The following is an 18,790-nucleotide window of genomic DNA, read 5'->3' as shown; positions in this document are numbered from 1 at the left end:
GGCAAAGGGGGCGGACTGGAATGCTGAGTATTCGACAGCCAGTAGCGGTAAAGTTTATTTTGACTGAATTGACGAAGCAACAAATTCTGACCGAACACCGTCGGCAGATTGACCATCTGACGGAAGAACTGGAGCAACTTGAGATTCAGGGGAAAGAAGCGCTAGAGCAAGCGATGGCTGCTGGTGGTGACGTGGCGCAACAGGTGCGCGAACAGATCGAGCAGGAGCGGATGAATCGTGAGCAACAGCGTGAGCAGCTGATTCAGCAGATCCAGCAGATTCAGCAAATGGAACTGGGAACGGAGATTCAGAACATGAACGTCGAGACCTCCGTTGACGTTCGCGTCGGCGATGATTGGGGTAAAATCTTGCGCGGTGCTGAAATCGTGATCAAAGACGGAATTGTCTATGAGATCCGCAGTGGTGGGGAATCCGTCAGAGAGTAAGTCAGCTTCCGATGCGCGCAATTGCGACGGTCGGTGACATGCGACAACAGAGAGATACTGCCAAAGCGAGCAGATCTCAGAAGAGGCCAACGCCCGCGGGCGTCGGCCTTTGCCATCTGTCTGGAGGTGATGCGGTTGGGAGACAACTTCTACACCGTTGGTGTGATTGCGGGTACACACGGTCTGCGCGGAGAAGTCAAAGTACTGCCTCGTACAGATTTTGAAACGGAGCGTTTTCGGGCTGGGTCAGTCCTGCACCTTCGCCATGCTGGCGAGCGGCCTAGTCGTGAAGTGATTGTACATACAGCCCGACGGCACAAACAATTTTGGCTGGTCGCGTTTACGGGTCTCGGTTCGATCGACGACGTCGAGTCGTGGCGCGGTCTAGAACTCTGCGTAGCAGACAGTCAACTGGCTGCGCTGCCCGAAGGCACATACTACTTTCATCAACTAGTGGGTTTACGTGTGGTCTCGGAAACCGGTGAGGAGATTGGTGTGCTGACGGAGGTCCTCACGCCTGGAGCCAACGATGTCTACGTCGTGCGACCGAGCGGAGCGCAGAATAGAGCTGGGAAAACGGCGGGATCGCATGGAAAAAAGCGTGGCGACATTCTCATACCGGCGATCCCGGACTGCATACTAGGGGTCGACCTCGTTGCGGGCGTGATGACGATTCGTGTCCTGCCAGGGCTGATAGACGATGAGACAGATGTGAGCGATGAGCGACGCGGGGGCGCAAGCCATCAGTCACTCGCTGACGGCCAGACTCTACCTGACGCAGGAGGACCAGACGAGGTATGACTGAGTGTCTGGACATTGCCGTCCTCACCCTCTTCCCTGGCATGTTTGACGGTTTGGTCGCAGAAAGCATGTGGAAGCGAGCGTTAACGCAGGAACGATTGAAGCTAACGTTTGTCAACTTCAGAGATTTCGCGACGGATAAGCACAAAACTGTGGACGACTCTCCGTTTGGGGGAGGAGCCGGTATGCTCCTCAAACCGGATCCGCTGTTTCGTGCTATCGAGAGCATTACCGATGATGTAGCGGTGCAAACGCGCGTCATTCTCCTCAGTCCGCAAGGACGCCCGTTCACGCAACGCGTCGCGGAGGAACTGGTCACATCCGACCAGCGGCTGGTGCTTGTTTGTGGGCACTACGAAGGTTTTGACGAACGAATTCGCAGGCATCTTGCGACAGATGAGGTCTCGCTGGGTGACTTTGTTTTGACTGGCGGGGAAATTGCGGCGATGGCCATGATTGACACAATGATTCGCCTGGTGCCAGGTGTACTGGGGAATGGCGCATCTGCACACGACGATTCGTTTGCCTCTGGTCTCTTGGAGTATCCTCAGTACACGCGGCCGGCCGATTATCAGGGGTGGCGTGTGCCGCCAGTGCTAGTGTCGGGCAATCACAAAGAAGTCGCTCTCTGGCGTCGCCGGCAATCGCTCTGGCGAACGTGGCGCCGGCGACCGGACTTACTGAGTTCGGCGGACCTGACGCAAGCCGAGCGGGATCTTGTGTCGAGTTGGCAGAATGGGCAACTCCCGGACGCAGAGGATGATGTGTGAGGATATGCAGTCACAGCGGCGTCTTGACTGTGCATGAGTTACGTGGACCCCAGACAAACGACGCTGAGCCTGTATCCCGAGTGCGTCGTCCGTCTGAGGTCTAATCCATGGTATGAAGGCCGTGCGGCGAGCGTTCGAGGAAATTTTCGGGTGAGTTTCTGCGGATTTACTGACGGTTGGGCCGTCACACGGCTTCTGGCGGTTGGCTTCGATGTTCGGTTTGGATGTTTGGCTTGCGCAAGCGGCAGCTACCGGTTGACGACATTTAGCACAGGACGAATGAGCAAGTCAGGGATGCGAATTATGTCGACCGGTGGAATTTGATGACGATAATTTGCGTTTGTAGGTTGATCCCGCAATTGTGGTGTGGTATATTAGTCGATGTCGCCGCGAGGCGGTGCCGCTGAGAAAGACCCCACAAACCGCGTCACATCAAGGTTTCTCGGGTTTTTCAGTTGGCTGTCTGACAAGGTTTCCACTCGGTTTCAGGGTTAGTCTTGAACCGCTGCAGAAACGCTTGCGAGATGGTGAACGGCCAGAAACATCCAGTAGACAGGGTCGACGAGGCATGGTAAGATACTCGTCGCCGCTTCAAACGGGTGCTTCGGTCAAGCGGTGAATACGAGCATGACAATGGTTCCTTGAAAACTAAACACGCAAGAGAGCGACAGTGTATCGCAAGCAGAATTGGCTTTGGCTTCGGCTGGAGTTAAGGAAGCATAAATGAGCAGCAAACTTATTTGAGAGTTTGATCCTGGCTCAGGACGAACGCTGGCGGCGTGCCTAATACATGCAAGTCGAGCGGACCCTTCGGGGTCAGCGGCGGACGGGTGAGTAACACGTGGGTAATCTGCCCAACTGACCGGAATAACGCCTGGAAACGGGTGCTAATGCCGGATAGGCAACGAGGAGGCATCTCCTTGTTGGGAAAGGTGCAACTGCACCGCAGATGGAGGAGCCCGCGGCGCATTAGCTAGTTGGTGGGGTAACGGCCTACCAAGGCGACGATGCGTAGCCGACCTGAGAGGGTGGACGGCCACACTGGGACTGAGACACGGCCCAGACTCCTACGGGAGGCAGCAGTAGGGAATCTTCCGCAATGGGCGCAAGCCTGACGGAGCAACGCCGCGTGAGCGAAGAAGGCCTTCGGGTTGTAAAGCTCAGTCACTCGGGAAGAGCGGACGAAGGAGTGGAAAGCCTTCGTCGAGACGGTACCGAGAGAGGAAGCCCCGGCTAACTACGTGCCAGCAGCCGCGGTAATACGTAGGGGGCAAGCGTTGTCCGGAATCACTGGGCGTAAAGCGTGCGTAGGCGGTCGCGTGTGTCTGGGGTGAAAGTCCAGGGCTCAACTCTGGGATTGCCTTGGAAACTGCGTGACTTGAGTACTGGAGAGGCAAGGGGAATTCCGCGTGTAGCGGTGGAATGCGTAGATATGCGGAGGAATACCAGTGGCGAAGGCGCCTTGCTGGACAGTGACTGACGCTGAGGCACGAAAGCGTGGGGAGCAAACAGGATTAGATACCCTGGTAGTCCACGCCGTAAACGATGAGTGCTAGGTGTTGGGGGGTACCACCCTCAGTGCCGAAGGAAACCCAATAAGCACTCCGCCTGGGGAGTACGGTCGCAAGACTGAAACTCAAAGGAATTGACGGGGGCCCGCACAAGCAGTGGAGCATGTGGTTTAATTCGAAGCAACGCGAAGAACCTTACCAGGGCTTGACATCCCCCTGACCGTCACAGAGATGTGGCTTCCCTTCGGGGCAGGGGAGACAGGTGGTGCATGGTTGTCGTCAGCTCGTGTCGTGAGATGTTGGGTTAAGTCCCGCAACGAGCGCAACCCTTGAGCTGTGTTACCAGCGCGTAAAGGCGGGGACTCACAGGTGACTGCCGGCGTAAGTCGGAGGAAGGCGGGGATGACGTCAAATCATCATGCCCTTTATGTCCTGGGCTACACACGTGCTACAATGGGCGGAACAACGGGAAGCGAGACCGCGAGGTGGAGCAAAACCCTGAAAACCGTTCGTAGTTCGGATTGCAGGCTGCAACCCGCCTGCATGAAGCCGGAATTGCTAGTAATCGCGGATCAGCATGCCGCGGTGAATCCGTTCCCGGGCCTTGTACACACCGCCCGTCACACCACGAGAGTCGGCAACACCCGAAGTCGGTGGGGTAACCCGTAAGGGGGCCAGCCGCCGAAGGTGGGGTTGATGATTGGGGTGAAGTCGTAACAAGGTAGCCGTATCGGAAGGTGCGGCTGGATCACCTCCTTTCTATGGAGTAAGAGGCACTGTCGCTCAGTGTCGGCAACGAGATGCAAGCAGGACGAGGAGCAAGGGGAATGGTGAAGCGAGCGTACGCAGGTACGTGAGTGAGCCATGAGCCGCAGCGACAAAGTCATGCGAAGCAGATCGTCGACGACAGGCGTGTTTAGTTTTGAGGGAGCCATGACCCGCCCGGGTTTGTCCTGGTGCGGCGCATTGGTGACTTCAACTCGGTATTCGTGTGCTTGCGCACGGTGCTGAACTGTACCTTGGAAACTGGATAACGACTCCTATGTAAGAAACGTCAACCGACATGATCACAGTGGGTAACTGTGTTCGAGTGACGGAGTGGGAAACTGCTGCGTCGCAACAGGTGAAGTTAGGAAGGGCGCACGGAGGATGCCTAGGCGCCAGGAGCCGACGAAGGACGGGGCGAACACCGAAATGCCACGGGGAGCTGTAAGCGAGCTTTGATCCGTGGATGTCCGAATGGGGGAACCCAGCAGCCGTCATGGGCTGTTACTGCACACTGAATCCATAGGTGTGTGGAGGCAACCGAGGGAACTGAAACATCTAAGTACCTCGAGGAAGAGAAAACAAGAGTGATTCCGCAAGTAGTGGCGAGCGAACGCGGAAGAGCCTAAACCAGTGCTGTGTAAGGTTGCAGCCGTTGCAGGACTGGGGTAGTGGGGCTAGTGCGGAGGGGACTGCAAACTCCTCGCGAAGTCAAAAACTGCATTTGTAGCCAAACGGCATTGGAAGGCCGGCCAGAGACGGTGAGAGCCCGGTAGGCGAAACGAATGCAACTTCGTGGCACAAGTACCCAAGTACCGCGGGACACGAGAAACCCCGTGGGAATCTGGGAGGACCACCTCCTAAGGCTAAATACTCCCTGGCGACCGATAGCGGATAGTACCGTGAGGGAAAGGTGAAAAGAACCGCGGGAGCGGAGTGAAATAGAACCTGAAACCGTGTGCCTACAAGCAGTCGAAGCATGCATGACATGTGACGGCGTGCCTTTTGTAGAATGAACCGGCGAGTGATGACAGCGAGCGAGGTTAAGGCGGGAAAGCCGGAGCCGCAGCGAAAGCGAGTCTGAAGAGGGCGAGTAGTTCGTTGTCATCGACCCGAAACCGGGTGAGCTACCCCTGGTCAGGGTGAAGTGCGGGTAACACCGCATGGAGGCCCGAACCCACCGGCGTTGAAAAGCCGGGGGATGAACTGGGGGTAGGGGAGAAATTCCAATCGAACTCGGAGATAGCTGGTTCTCCCCGAAATCGCTTTAGGGCGAGCGTCAAGGGATGAGGGACGGAGGTAGAGCACTGATTGGATGCGGGGCCCTACCAGGGTTACCAAGTCCAGTCAAACTCCGAATGCCGTCTTGTTGCACCTTGGCAGTTAGACTACGAGTGCTAAGATCCGTGGTCAAAAGGGAAACAGCCCAGACCAACAGCTAAGGTCCCAAAGCCTGGTTAAGTGGAAAACGATGTGGCGGTGCACAGACAACCAGGATGTTGGCTTAGAAGCAGCCACCATTCAAAGAGTGCGTAATAGCTCACTGGTCGAGTGCTGCTGCGCGGAAAATGTAACGGGGCTAAACCAGGCACCGAAGCTTTGGATGTACCGAATGGTACGTGGTAGGGGAGCGTTCCATGGGCGGAGAAGCTGGACTGGAAGGTCTGGTGGAGCGCATGGAAGTGAGAATGCCGGTATGAGTAGCGAAAAGACAAGTGAGAATCTTGTCCGCCGAAAGCCCAAGGGTTCCTGGGGAAGGATCGTCCGCCCAGGGTAAGTCGGGACCTAAGGCGAGGCCGAGAGGCGTAGTCGAAGGACAACGGGTGGAAATTCCCGTACCACCGAAACACGTTTGAGCGACGGGGTGACGCAGGAGGAGCAGGGAAGCGCCCGGATGGAAGAGGGCGTCCAAGCAGCGAGCGTAGAGGATAGGCAAATCCGTCCTCTGAGAAGCGTGAGCTGTGATGGGGAGGGAAGTACAGTACCGAAGTCCCGCACTTCACACTGCCAAGAAAAGCCTCTAGCGAGTGCTAGGTGCCCGTACCGGAAACCGACACAGGTGGGCGCGTGGAGAACACGGAGGCGCGCGGGAGAACTCTCGTTAAGGAACTCGGCAAAATGGCCCCGTAACTTCGGGAGAAGGGGCGCTCGAAAGAGCCGCAGTGAAAAGGCCCAAGCGACTGTTTAGCAAAAACACAGGTCTCTGCAAAGCCGAAAGGCGAAGTATAGGGGCTGACGCCTGCCCGGTGCTGGAAGGTTAAGAGGAGGGGTTAGGGGCAACCCGAAGCTCTGAATTGAAGCCCCAGTAAACGGCGGCCGTAACTATAACGGTCCTAAGGTAGCGAAATTCCTTGTCAGGTAAGTTCTGACCCGCACGAATGGCGTAACGACTTGGGCGCTGTCTCAACGAGAGACCCGGTGAAATTGTAATACCTGTGAAGATGCAGGTTACCCGCGGCTAGACGGAAAGACCCCGTGGAGCTTGACTGTAGCTTGATATGGGAGATGGGTATGTCATGTACAGGATAGGTGGGAGACTGAGAAGCATGGGCGCCAGCCTGTGTGGAGTCGACGTTGGGATACCACCCTTGACATGCCTGTCTTCTAACCTGGCCCCATGAAACTGGGGTAGGGACAGTGTCAGGTGGGCAGTTTGACTGGGGCGGTCGCCTCCTAAAGAGTAACGGAGGCGCCCAAAGGTTCCCTCAGCGCGGATGGAAATCGCGCGGTGCGTGTAAAGGCAAAAGGGAGCTTGACTGCGAGACGGACAGGTCGAGCAGGGACGAAAGTCGGGCTTAGTGACCCGGCGGTGCCGAGTGGAAGGGCCGTCGCTCAACGGATAAAAGCTACCCCGGGGATAACAGGCTGATCTCCCCCAAGAGTTCACATCGACGGGGAGGTTTGGCACCTCGATGTCGGCTCATCGCATCCTGGGGCTGAAGTCGGTCCCAAGGGTTGGGCTGTTCGCCCATTAAAGCGGTACGCGAGCTGGGTTCAGAACGTCGTGAGACAGTTCGGTCCCTATCTGCCGCGGGCGCAGGATACGTGAGAGGAATTGTCCTTAGTACGAGAGGACCGGGATGAACCGACCGCTGGTGTCCCAGTTGTGCCGCCAGGCGCAGCGCTGGGTAGCTACGTCGGGAATGGATAAGCGCTGAAAGCATCTAAGCGCGAAGCCAGCCTCAAGATAACGTATCCCATCCGGTTAACGGAGTAAGACCCCTCATAGATGATGAGGTAGATCGGTCCGGAGTGGAAGCACAGTGATGTGTGGAGCGGACGGATACGAATCGGTCGAGGGCTTCACCAGATTCGTTGGTTGACGAGTACGAGCATAGGGCAGAGTCGTTATCTGGTTTCTGGGGTACAGGGAACGGTATGGCACAGCCGACCGTTTGATGTACCTGATGTCTGGTGGTAATGGCGGAGGGGACACACGCGTACCCATCCCGAACACGACCGTTAAGACCTCCAGCGCCGATGATACTTGGGGTGCAGACCCCTGGGAAAGTAGGACGCCGCCAGGCGAGAGAAGTGGGAAGGCTCAGCACCGAGTGTGCTGGGCCTTTTCTTATGCGCGGGTTAGGGGAAGTCGGAAGCACAGGGTTCGAGCGAATGGGGAAAGGCAAGGGACAGGAAGAGATAAAGGCAAGGGACCGGCAGAGATAAAGGCAAAGGGACAGGGCAAGTTAAAATGGTATGCCGCAGCGCGGCATACTCCAATGGAGTCCTAGACTTCGGTGGGCGAGAGGGTCGGCTGCGTAAGCGGAGACCGATTGCGTAAGTGTAGATAACGTCGACATAGCGGATACCCCTATGGGGGTATATGCGCCCGGACGTCGCCGATTCCGTGGCTCGGGTGCGTACAGATGGAGAGTTCCATAGCATAGCGGAGAGCGGAAGGCCGCATGGCGTGGTGTCCACAGTGTGATAGCGTTCATTTTGCTCCTTACACCAGGGGAAGCGACGGATTGAAACGTCGATTTCAGCCACATAGCACTGTGGATACCCCGGTAGGGGTATCCACTGAGGCGTTGCGTGATCAAAAAGTTCGCTATACGGGAAAATCGGCCCTCAGACGGGCATATAGCGAACAATAAATGCGTTACGGAGCCAAAATCGGCTAAGAACGAGGGTTTGGCGAAGGCGAGCGAACAATTTGACCATTCGAAGGTCTAGTTATGTAAACAACGAGCGGATAACGAACAAAAAGTGCGTTGGACTCATCTCGCCATCATGGGGCAGTGGGTCGTCCGCAGTGAGGATCGCCATCGTCACAAAAGTGTTATCACAATGCGATAACCTTACGCTAGAGCGTGAGTGCCAGGCAGGCGCCGAAGTCGAGGGGCAAGTTCAAATGGTATGCCGCGCCGCGGCATACTCCAATGGAGTACTCTTCGTCCACCTGGCATTGCGGATACCCCGGAAGGGGTATATGCCTGGGCGGGATGAGACCAATAAGACCTTCCGATAGCGTTATCGCCAAACACTAACGCGCCGTCAGGACGTTATTCGCTTGCACAATGGCCATTTCGAGGCGATAACGTCCCAGCAACGCGTTATCGGGACCAGTGGTGGCCGGAAACCGGGATCTAACAGAGGATAACGCGTTCTGAGGACGTTAGCCACCTGATTATGTAAACAAATCACATGATAACGAGTCGACAGAGCGTTAAGCGAAATCGGTAAGGTCCTCAGAGGGCGTTAAGGCCACGAACCGCAGTTGATTCACAGGCTGGCAAAGGTCGCCACGATGCAAGCCGCCACGATGCAAGCCGCCACGATGCAAGCCGCCACGATGCAAGCCGCCACGATGCAAGCCGCCACGATGCAAGCCGCCACGATGCAAGCCGCCACGATGCAAGCCGCCACGATGCAAGCCGCCACGATGCAAGCCGCCACGATGAAGGCCGCCACGATGCAAGCCGCCCCGATGGGTGCCATGCATCAATGCCGGCGGTTCTGACCAATGGCTCGCCAGGGGCACCGAGTCTTCCCAATCTACGGTGGCAACGGTAGACCCAGTTGCATGCGCCAATCCGTGGCTCGCGCGCGTACCAACGGAGAGTGTCACAGCGCAGTGGAGAGCGCGAGGCCACCAGGCGTGGGCTTCAGAGTGTGACAGCGTTCATTTTGCTTCTTACATCGACGGAAGTCGTAAAGGGAAACTTCGCTTTCGTCCACCTCGCACGGCGGATACCCAGGAAGGGGTATCCGCCGCAGCGTTGCGTGATCAACAAGTGGGCTGTACGGGCGGATGTACCCTGACCTGAGGAGGCGTGTAGCGAACAATAGATCCGTTGGATGGATTGTCGGGCTTTGGAGTCTTCCGAACGTGGCGTTTAGGACTGATTCGTGGCGATTAGGAGTGAGTCAGCACCTCGTGCTATCATACCTGAATGACGATGGAGAAAGTGAGAGGTGAGAGCGGCGTGATCGAAGTAGTCGTGCAGTCGACCGATGCAGGTAAAAAGGTGCACCGCTTCATCCGGCAGTTGTTGCCCGGGGTCCCACTGTCTGGTGTTTACAAGATGTTGCGCACCGGGCGAGTGAAGCGAAACGGCAAGCGTGTGAAGACAGAGGATGTTTTACAAACGGGAGACACGGTGCAGTTGTACATGGCTGAAACCGACTTCAAGGCATCGACCAGAGCCCCGAAGAAGTACGGGGGAGTGTCGCGGGAAATCGACGTGATCTACGAAGACAGTGACATGTTGGTAGTGAACAAGCCAGCGGGTTTGCTTGTTCACGGTGACGCAGGTGAACAAAAGGATACACTTGTGAACCGCGTGCAGGCGTTTCTGTATGATCGCGATGTCCGTGATCGCGATGCTGCAGAGGATCGGCCAACTGTATTTTCCGTTGCACCTGTGCACCGGCTGGACCGGAACACGAGTGGCATCGTTGTGTTCAGCAAAAACGCAGCAACAGCCTCGAAACTGTCCGACCAGATAGCCAGTCATGAAGTACAAAAGTGGTATTTGGCCGTAGTCCGCGGTACGATTCCACCTTCCGGTACGATTGATGCGGCTCTCCGTCGTGAAGTCGGCAACCGAACGGTCGTCGCGCGGGAATTCGATGAGCGGAGTCATTCAGCGTTGAGTCGCTACACGCGAAAGGCAGCCGTAGGGCGCACGAGCGTTGCACTAGTAGAACTCGTGAGTGGACGGACACACCAAATCCGTGCGCACTTTCAGTCGATCGGCCATCCGCTCTGGGGCGATGTGAAATATGGCGGTAGAACGTCCGCTCTAGCGCCACAGGATGCGTCAGAGGGCGAACAGGAGCATCAGTGGCTGCACGCAGCGTTGATGGTCTTGCCGGATGGAAGGCGGTTGTTTGCGCCTCTTCCCAAACAGTTTCGAGATACCTTACAGCAACTAGGTTACAGCGCTGAACAATTGCGTATGGTTGAGACGTTGTGAGGTCGTGATGACACGCCCGTCCTTAGGGTCGCCTTGAATCTGCGCGTCGGGCTTACGGTCGACTGGTAGTGTTAACGGCCATGGGAAGGCAGAACACCTCGAATTGAGTCTGGGACGCGAACAGAGGTGTGAGTAGCAGGATCGACCGTGACGATCACGAATTCCGCATCGAGGACGAGTTGCCCCTGCTGATTGGTGATTTCCTGGCTCATACGGAAACTGCTGTTGCCGACAGACAGCAACGATGTCTGGACTCGCAGCCGGTCGTTTTGGACTGCCTCGCGTCGATAGTTGGCAGTCACTTTCGCAGTGACTGTCACAGCGCCCTGTGATTTGAGGGTGTCGTAATCAAGTCCGTTCGCTTCAAACCAATCTTCCCTCCCCCATTCCAGATACTCCAAGTACTTTGCGTTGTTGACATGTCCATTGACGTCAATTTCGGTAGACCGCACTTGTATCTCAATCGAGGACAGATTCGGCATGCAGACACCTCCTGATCGGAAGCATATCATACTGCGCAAACCCTGAATGAGACACGCCGTATCGACATAGCAGTAGAGAGAGGCGATTACGATGGAACCTACATCGGTTCAAAATTAGGCGGATCGCGTCGGTGATGGAGTGCCGTCTGGTCGGTATTGGACCTACTACCACTTGGCAGACGATGTTCGGGCGTACCGGGAGGGCCCATTTGCCACCCTGTCGGAGGCGAGGGGGGTTGCTAACGAAGTAGACGGAGAGTTGTATCCGGTAGAACTGTGGATCGAGTGCGGTGCGCAGGCGGTATGGCGGATTCGTCGAATCAGCAGGTCTTCGCTGGCGTTCGGAGAGCGAGTTCAAGGGAGGAGGTAGTCCCGTCGGGCGGTTCTTGCGCGACGTGCTATGAGCATGAATTCGAATACAGGGGCGGTCGGCACTCGTGCCAACCGCCCCTTTGATGTTTGAATAGAGCGGTATGGCATTGGACAGCGTAAGACCGAACGATATGTCGGAGGGGGTTCGACCATGCGATGTCGACGCGTGCAAAGGCGTTCGGCCAGACAACTTCATGTCGTGGGCATGGCGGTTGCGCTCTGTGTGACTTTTGCCTCCATGCCCTCGGCCCTTGCTGCGCCGATAACAGGTGCACTGGAGACAAGCGCAAAGTCCCCGAAGGTGCAGCACCGTGCCAAGGCTCCTGTACCAGCCCAAGAGAACCTCGTACCTATATACAAGAAAAGTGCGCAAGTCTACGGCATTGACTGGACACTTCTCGCAGCGGTAGACCGGTACGCGCAGATAACAAAGTCGAAGGCTGACCGCGCTGCGGCACCGTACTACGGATTTGCGTTCGCTGACTCTGCGTGGGCAGGTCTGGCAAACCCAAACTCTCATGATGTTGATGCGTGGTCAATTCGGTTATTTCAAGGACTCGGTCGCGACGGAAACCATGACGGTCTTGCCCTGCCGTGGGACCCAGCCGACCGCGTTCCCGTTTTGGCGGCATGGTTGTCTGGCGGTAGCAGGGATGAGGACGAACGCTCTGCTGTGTGGGACCTGTTTCAAGACCCTGTTGCTATGGACCGCATCTTCCGCTTTGCTGCCCTGTTTAAACGATTTGGGTTGACCTCGCAAGAACATTGTTTCCCTGTGGCTAAGCGGTACAATTACACGGTCAAACACACTTTTGGTGCCGGTCGGAGTTACGGTGGGCGGCGGATTCACGAGGGTGTGGACATCTTTGCTTCCTATGGCACACCGGTGCTAGCGTGCAGCGCCGGTTATGTGGAGTTGATGGGGTGGAACCGATTTGGCGGTTGGCGCATCGGTATCCGAGACACTCAAAACGTTTATTACTACTACGCACACTTATCAAGTTTTGCCAAAGGAGTCAAGCAGGGTGATTTGGTTCAACCAGGAGAAGTGATTGGTTACGTCGGCAGCACGGGCTACGGTCCGCCCGGCACTGCGGGTAAGTTTCCGCCCCACCTGCACTTTGGTATGTACCGGGATACGGGAAGGCATGAGTGGGCATTTAGTCCGTCAACTTCGCTTGCGCAGTGGCAGCGTCTGCCGCAGCACATCACACAGCCGCCGGGAACACATAAAAAGACACAGGCATAGTTCGTGCGGTGCATTGCAGTCTACCGTCTGGCCTCGTACAATGATGGGTGGAGTCCACCGAGGAGGCCTTGGCATGTCACGATTTGGCCGTAGCTTGACAACGTTCGTGGTCGTCGCTGTTGTGTTTGAAGTCTTGGCGCTCGCGCTGATTCACGGCAGTGCAACGAAATGGATTGTCACTGGTATTCTTATCTTGTTTCTTCTGTACATTGCCGGACTTGCTGCGCGGGGCTGGCGCAGGCAGTCGCGCATTGACTACCCGGCCGTGATGACCGGACGAGTTGTTCGGTCTCGCCATTGGCGCCTGTTTTAGGACGGCACCAAAGATACCCTGACATGCGCTCGTGTTCAGCCGTGCCGGGGTATCTTTGTGCTTTGTCTGCTATTCTCCAGTTTAAGACAAGCGCAGAAGCTCTTCCAGTTGCTTCGACTGTTTCTGTGCAGCTTGCTCTTTGATTGCGAGGGCGCGAAAGTACTCATAGAATTCCTGATCGGACGACAGCATCTTGGTAAGTAGGGATTGGTTTGCGGTACGGGACTGCAAAAGCTCCTGTGTAATGTTGTACGCTTGCTCCATCCGCCGGCGTTCCTCACTTGGTTGTAACCGCCCCAGTATGTCTTCAAGTCGTGCGGATAGTTCTGACAGGCGTTGGTGCGAGCGGTCGGAGAGCGTGTGGAGTTTCTCAATGTCTTCTGAATCACCGCGTTCAAATTGCAACCAGCCAGCCGACAAAGAGGCACCTTGTTGTTCTAAATCCACGATGTCGGTAACGAGGCTGTGAATGTGGTCGATCTCCAAGTTGCACGACCTCCTGTTTCCATTGGTACAAGGAGGAGAACCAATGGTCGTTTTGAACCGTCATTATTATGGCCGAATCACAGGGGCTTTATTGGACGCTGGTCAATTTGGTGTTCTGTGTCGGCAAAGGGGACCTGGAAATGAGCGATCTACTCGTGCACGTGACGCGTGGCTCCATAGTTGAAAGTCGGCATCATGGCGATATCGCGGTGGTGAACGGGGAGGGAAAGTTGCTGTGGTCGCTTGGAGATCCCGAACGCGTTACATACGCTCGGTCAGCTGCCAAGCCAATGCAAGCTTTGCCGCTTGTGGAAAGCGGGGCCGCTGATGCATTCGACATGACCGACGCGGAAATTGCCCTCTGTTGTGCCTCTCACAGCGGTGAAGAGATGCACGTTGAACGCGTGAGTGCGCTCCTTGCACGTCTCGGGTTTACTGACGCAGATTTGCAGTGCGGTGTGCACGCTCCGTATCGTAGTCAGGCTTACGAGCAGTTGCTGCGAACTGGCAGCCCGGTCACCGCGATTCACAATAACTGCTCCGGTAAGCACGCGGGGATGCTCGCCATGGCGAAGTTTCTTGGTGCAGACCCTGCTGGGTACTTGGACTTGAATCATCCGGTACAACAACGGATTCTCGCTGTTGTGTCGGAGTTGTGTGAAGTCCCGGTGGCTGACATTGCTGTTGGCGTAGATGGGTGCGGTGTGCCTGTCTTTGGGGTGCCGCTCGCTCGCCTCGCAATGGCATACGCTCGGTTTGCCCGACCAGTCGGCGTGTCCAGCGAGAGAGCGGAGGCAATGTCACGAATCACGCAGGCCATGATGCGCTACCCTGAGCTTGTTGCAGGGACCGACCGTTTCTGCACCACGCTGATGGGCGCATACCCCGGCCATCTGCTCGGAAAGACAGGTGCCGAAGGGGTGTACTGCGTTGGGCTTGTCGACCACGGCGTCGGTTTGTGTGTGAAAGTCGATGATGGTAACTCGCGAGCATCCGAGCCAAGCGTTGTTGAAACGCTACTGCAGACTGGCCTCGTCCCTGCGGATGTCATCGAGCGGTTGCAGGCAGCGCATCACCCTGCGACAAAGAATCACCAGGGCACGCTTGTCGGCCGCCTAGAACCTATCTTCCAACTAGTAAAGAGTTCGGATGGCGCGTGACGTATTGCAGTCGCACTATGGTATAATGTCAGGCAGTTTGGTCAGGAGAGGTGAATGCTTTGGATGGACAGTCGGCGATGGCTTCGGCGCTGAACCGACCGGATGTTGCAAGCATTGCGGAGAACCGCTGGGTTCGTTGGTCCGTATATGGGCTTGTGGCTTTTCCGCTCGTTGATTACGCGCTGCGGCTGCATGGCGATCCGCTCGGCGCAATTTGGGACAAGGTAGTCCTTATCATCCTGGCCGTCGTCGCTTTAAGTCGGTTTTTGGCAGGAGTCCGTCCCAAACAGTTTCCGTGGACGAAGTTCGCAGTGGTGTTTTTGCTATACGGGTTGGCGCTGCTGTTCGCAGGTCTCAATCAACCTGTGATTGCGCTTGAAGGGTATCGGATGGATGTCTACTACATACTGTTTCCCTTGCTTCTCCCGTTTTTGGTTGCAGCTGAAGATGTTCCGCGGCTACTCCACGTTGCCGTCATTGTTGCCATTCTGATCGCGTTTGACGGTGTCTATCAGTACGCGGTCGCCACCCCGATTCCGCCCACTTGGGCGGACGTTAATGAGCATGTGCGCAGCCGAGCCTTCTCCGTCTTTGGCAGTCCGAATGAGTTGGGCGCTTACATGGCCATGATGACCCCATTCATTGCGGGAATGGCCTGGTCTGAACGAAACCGTTGGCGCAAAATCTTGTACTCCATCGGGGTCCTTCTGTGCATCGCGACTTTGGGCTTCACGTTCACCCGAGGTGCATGGATGGCCCTCGCCGTCGCGATGGTGGTGATGGCTGTATTGGTCGACCGCCGGTTGCTGTTCGCACTTGTGGTGCTTGGTGTTGTTGGGTTTTTTCTACCACCTATTCACCATCGGATCGCGGATTTGTTCTCGCCGGTCTACATTTTAAAGGCGAGCCAGGGTGGTCGGATCATCCGGTGGGCGCAAGCTTTCAGCGTGATGAGTGGGAACCCGCTGTTTGGCACGGGGCTTGGCAAGTACGGTGGAGCCGTTGCGTCTGACTACAACCTGAGTCTTTACTCCGACAACTACTATGCAAAGATACTTGGCGAGATGGGGATTGTCGGGTTGACTCTGTTCTTGACAATGCAGCTTGCACTGGTGCGAGACTTGTTCCGGTCCGTCGTCCGCAAAGCGCCAAAACCGTATCGTTTTGCCGCCATTGGTTTGGTGACGGGTTTGGTGGCTGTACTCGTGCACAATTCGATTGAAAACGTGTTTGAGGATGCACGAATGGCCAGCATCTACTTTGTCTATGCCATGCTGCTTTTGATTTGGAGCCGCTCCTTTGACAAAGGGGGACTCACGGATGAAGTCTAAGCCGCGTACGTGGCTGCTCTGGCTTGGGTACCTTCTTTGGGCTGTGTTCGTCAACGCTGTGAACGTTTGGATTTTAACGCCGATTGTCGAAGACTACGGCATTCTTGGTGTCGTTGGAGTTGTACTGATTAGCACCGTCTGGCTGCTCGGGTTACCTACATCAAGTCGCCGCAGATGGGTCATTTTTACCATGTTTGCCTTGCTCGTCGGGCAAGGCTTGTCTGACATGGCGAACAGCCCATCACTTCGTGCCGTGGCTTTGGCGGTCGTGATGTGCTTGGGCTTAATCGCCTTGGCAGCATGGGTGGGAAAAGTTCGGATGCGGCACTTGGTCGTCACTGCAGTTGCCATGTCTGCGATTAGTGCGTGGTTGCCGTTCTCTGAGTGGCCCTACTTTACTCGTTTTGTGATTGTATCGAGCGGCAATTTGCCTGTGTCGTCCACGGACTTTCAGAGCTTGCCGCTGGCCGCAGTGCAGACACCGCAAGGTCAGGCGGTAGTTACCGTCAAGAAAGTTCGTGAGACGACAACCGGCTTTACGCAACGGGTCATGAATGCAACGGCTTCGACTGATCAACTGCAAAACGTGTTGACTTCATACAACCACCTCTACGAACTGGTGTCTCTGTCGGGGAGTAATAGCAGGGTCGGTTTGCGAAAGCCGACGCCGCAGGAACTTTCGGCTGTGAATCCGATTACTTTGGACCCACAGTTTCCCTTTACGTTGGCCCATTGGTCAGTGTCTGGAGGACGTGTTTATGAGTCGTTTACTCCTGTATTGACGCCAGATCAGATCGCGAAAGTAGGCCTTAATCCGACTGCGATGTCCAGTGAGTTGGTTGTGCTATCGAAACAGGTGCAGCTAGAGGAACAAAGCAACTGGGACCAAGTTTTGAGCGAACTTGGTGTTTCTCCGCGCAGCACGGGCCTGCAAGTCGTACACGGCGTACTCCAGGGGACAAGCAACGGACTGTCGGTTCATGTCAAGACGGGCGAAGGGCAAGTCATTGGTTTTGGCCACTTTACCAACCTACAAATGAATCAAGTCCTGTTTGAAGGACTGAACACCCTCAAAGTCATATCCCTGGCAAACGGTGGTGCAGTGGTCGCAACCTACCAAGGCAACGCGGCCCACCCGTTGTCGACAGACGTGATCATTGGCGCCTTGGATGCATCCGGACGGAATGTCGTGTTTGTCAACAGTTCACCCGCGATTATCATACAGGCGAACTCCAATGGAACTTGGAAGCAGGTGTACCAAGCGCCGAATCGCTCGTTGCGGTTTGAAGCGTCTGTCCTGTTTAGTGGAGACAAGGTTCCGGAAATCCTGACCAATGACATCAGTCTGATGCAGCCTTCGACGATTCGCTACTTTACGTCGTACAGCTATCAAAACGGGTCACTGGTGCGTAACTGGCGCGTTTACCGGCCAGGAATTGCGAAAGTGATACCCGTTCAGTTTTCGCCGACCGCACGGGTCCCTGACCTCTTGGCGACTGTGTCCGGCACGGGGAAATTCGTGGTGCTCAAGCGTCACGACATTCCTGTCGTACCGATTGCATCTGTGTTGCTCGCCCTCATTATCGCAGGCGGATACGCGCTGCGTCTGCGGGTCAGAGCGGTTGGGAAGGGGGTCGAACGATGAATCGGGAGGTCCGTCCCTTCGCAACAGTTGCTGCAGGGCTGGCCATAGTGGCGGTCGTTTCTGGTTGTGGTCCGTCCACGGAGCAGGCCATAGCGCCGCCTGTTGGCCAGTTGCAAGCACTGTCGCAAGGTGCTGCAACTTCTAACGGGTGGGCGCCTGTGCAAAATGGTGTTTTGCTCGGAGAGAAACTCAAGAAGTACATTATCAATACGGCCGCTACGGTGGTGAACGGTCGGGCAAGAAGTTCGTTTACACTGTATGGGCAGGTCAACGCGCCTGACACGACGCTGTTGGCTGTGTCGTTGGATGGTCAATCCGACCTGTATTACCAGCAGGGGAAAGCTGCGTATCAAGCGGAGAACGGAAAGTGGATGCCTTCCACACCTGTTGGCAAGGTAGATGTGTACCGTCCATATCAGAAACTGGTATCGGCTGCGATGAATCAAGGCATCACGTTGAAGCAATTTCCTAGGCAGTACGTAATTGACGAGTACTGTACGGTCTACGAGGCTGAAATCCCGTCGTCACTGCTGGCCTCCAGTGGTGTTTCGACAGGGCTTGTCGGTGGGGTGACAAGTTCTGCCACATCAGCTGTCACCGCGCAGTCCGGTGATATCTTAATGGCGTTTTACGTCGGTCAGCGCACAGGCGTGTTGCGCGAGGTGGCCTTTACTGGGTCGACATCCGGGGCACACCAGAATCTGACCGTCGTTGCGAATACGGAGATCTCGAACTTGAATAAACCGGCCGCAGATGTGACGATTCCCCCATCCCTGCTGAATCAAGTGTCGGCTCTGCCATAGCTGGACCGGGCGGTCGTTGCCTGGGTGACGAATATGGCATATAATGAGTTACGTAAACTATCGCTGAGTTCCAATGGAAGCGGAGGAACCAATTATGTGTGCGCAGTCTTGGTATTGCGTACAGGGGTGAATCGTGCTACGCGCGAAGGGCGAACCTACGTCCCAACCCGTCAGCTAACTCCGTAAGCGTATAGGAGCCAAGTGAACCTGATGTTCAGGGGAAAGCGGCAA

The 18,790-nt window shown here is 55.9% G+C and carries 13 protein-coding genes, 3 rRNA genes and 1 riboswitch; of the genes, 14 read left to right on the top strand and 2 right to left on the bottom strand.

Annotated features, from left to right (window positions below; all coding sequences use genetic code 11):
* Positions 1-20 precede the first annotated feature (20 nt).
* The 8 genes from JC200_RS01170 to JC200_RS01135 all read left to right on the top strand — a co-directional run bounded on the left by JC200_RS01170 (position 21) and on the right by JC200_RS01135 (position 10,718).
* Positions 21-446, top strand: a complete 426-nt coding sequence (locus JC200_RS01170) for a YlqD family protein (RefSeq protein ID WP_274434357.1) — start codon at positions 21-23, stop codon at positions 444-446.
* 135 nt (positions 447-581) lie between these two features.
* Positions 582-1,247, top strand: coding sequence for a ribosome maturation factor RimM (gene rimM, locus JC200_RS01165; RefSeq protein WP_274434356.1), 666 nt, complete (start codon positions 582-584; stop codon positions 1,245-1,247).
* Positions 1,244-2,017, top strand: coding sequence for a tRNA (guanosine(37)-N1)-methyltransferase TrmD (gene trmD, locus JC200_RS01160; RefSeq protein ID WP_274434355.1), 774 nt, complete (start codon positions 1,244-1,246; stop codon positions 2,015-2,017). The genes rimM and trmD overlap by 4 nt, the downstream gene beginning before the upstream one ends.
* A 736-nt stretch (positions 2,018-2,753) precedes the next feature.
* Positions 2,754-4,287 (top strand): 16S ribosomal RNA (locus JC200_RS01155).
* 363 nt (positions 4,288-4,650) lie between these two features.
* A 23S ribosomal RNA gene (locus JC200_RS01150) occupies positions 4,651-7,603 on the top strand.
* 100 nt (positions 7,604-7,703) lie between these two features.
* Positions 7,704-7,820 (top strand): 5S ribosomal RNA (rrf, locus tag JC200_RS01145).
* Together the 16S, 23S and 5S rRNA genes form the textbook arrangement of a ribosomal RNA operon.
* A 1,226-nt stretch (positions 7,821-9,046) precedes the next feature.
* Positions 9,047-9,259, top strand: a complete 213-nt coding sequence (locus tag JC200_RS01140) for a hypothetical protein (protein WP_274434354.1) — start codon at positions 9,047-9,049, stop codon at positions 9,257-9,259.
* Positions 9,260-9,725: 466 nt separating this feature from the next.
* On the top strand, positions 9,726-10,718 hold the full coding sequence (locus tag JC200_RS01135; protein ID WP_274434353.1) for an RluA family pseudouridine synthase: 993 nt from the start codon (positions 9,726-9,728) through the stop codon (positions 10,716-10,718).
* Between the two features lie 71 nt (positions 10,719-10,789).
* On the opposite strand, the gene JC200_RS01130 is transcribed toward JC200_RS01135, so the two are convergent.
* The gene (locus tag JC200_RS01130) at positions 10,790-11,200 is read right to left on the bottom strand and encodes an acyl-CoA thioesterase (protein WP_274434352.1); all 411 of its coding nucleotides are present in this window, start codon (positions 11,198-11,200) and stop codon (positions 10,790-10,792) included.
* 523 nt (positions 11,201-11,723) lie between these two features.
* On the opposite strand from JC200_RS01130, the gene JC200_RS01125 reads away from it, so the two are divergent.
* Positions 11,724-12,821: a M23 family metallopeptidase gene (locus tag JC200_RS01125; RefSeq protein ID WP_274434351.1), complete on the top strand. Its 1,098-nt coding sequence runs from the start codon at positions 11,724-11,726 to the stop codon at positions 12,819-12,821.
* A 73-nt stretch (positions 12,822-12,894) separates the two neighbouring features.
* Positions 12,895-13,134 (top strand): hypothetical protein, encoded by a 240-nt coding sequence (locus tag JC200_RS01120; RefSeq protein ID WP_274434350.1) that lies wholly within the window; start codon positions 12,895-12,897, stop codon positions 13,132-13,134.
* An 81-nt stretch (positions 13,135-13,215) separates the two neighbouring features.
* Here JC200_RS01120 and JC200_RS01115 read toward each other — a convergent pair whose 3' ends face one another.
* Positions 13,216-13,620: a hypothetical protein gene (locus tag JC200_RS01115; RefSeq protein WP_274434349.1), complete on the bottom strand. Its 405-nt coding sequence runs from the start codon at positions 13,618-13,620 to the stop codon at positions 13,216-13,218.
* Between the two features lie 140 nt (positions 13,621-13,760).
* Between JC200_RS01115 and JC200_RS01110 the strand changes: the two genes are divergently transcribed.
* The 4 genes from JC200_RS01110 to JC200_RS01095 are packed head-to-tail and all read left to right on the top strand — an operon-like array spanning position 13,761 to position 18,559.
* Positions 13,761-14,780, top strand: a complete 1,020-nt coding sequence (locus JC200_RS01110; protein ID WP_274434348.1) for an asparaginase — start codon at positions 13,761-13,763, stop codon at positions 14,778-14,780.
* Between the two features lie 59 nt (positions 14,781-14,839).
* A complete protein-coding gene (locus JC200_RS01105; RefSeq protein ID WP_274434347.1) occupies positions 14,840-16,111 on the top strand; it encodes an O-antigen ligase family protein in 1,272 nt (423 codons plus the stop codon).
* Positions 16,101-17,756 carry a hypothetical protein gene (locus JC200_RS01100; protein WP_274434346.1) on the top strand — a complete coding sequence of 552 codons (1,656 nt, stop codon included), beginning with the start codon at positions 16,101-16,103 and terminating at the stop codon, positions 17,754-17,756. Before JC200_RS01105 ends, JC200_RS01100 begins: the two co-directional genes overlap by 11 nt.
* The gene (locus tag JC200_RS01095; protein WP_274434345.1) at positions 17,753-18,559 is read left to right on the top strand and encodes a hypothetical protein; all 807 of its coding nucleotides are present in this window, start codon (positions 17,753-17,755) and stop codon (positions 18,557-18,559) included. Before JC200_RS01100 ends, JC200_RS01095 begins: the two co-directional genes overlap by 4 nt.
* A gap of 51 nt (positions 18,560-18,610) precedes the next feature.
* A riboswitch (cyclic di-AMP (ydaO/yuaA leader) is annotated at positions 18,611-18,763 on the top strand.
* Positions 18,764-18,790: the final 27 nt, after the last annotated feature.

Origin of the sequence: Alicyclobacillus sp. ALC3, assembly GCF_028751195.1 — a bacterium.
Lineage (GTDB): Bacteria > Bacillota > Bacilli > Alicyclobacillales > Alicyclobacillaceae > Alicyclobacillus_L.
The sequence above is the reverse complement of the archived record's forward strand: the minus strand, read 5'-3'. Positions and strand labels throughout refer to the sequence as shown.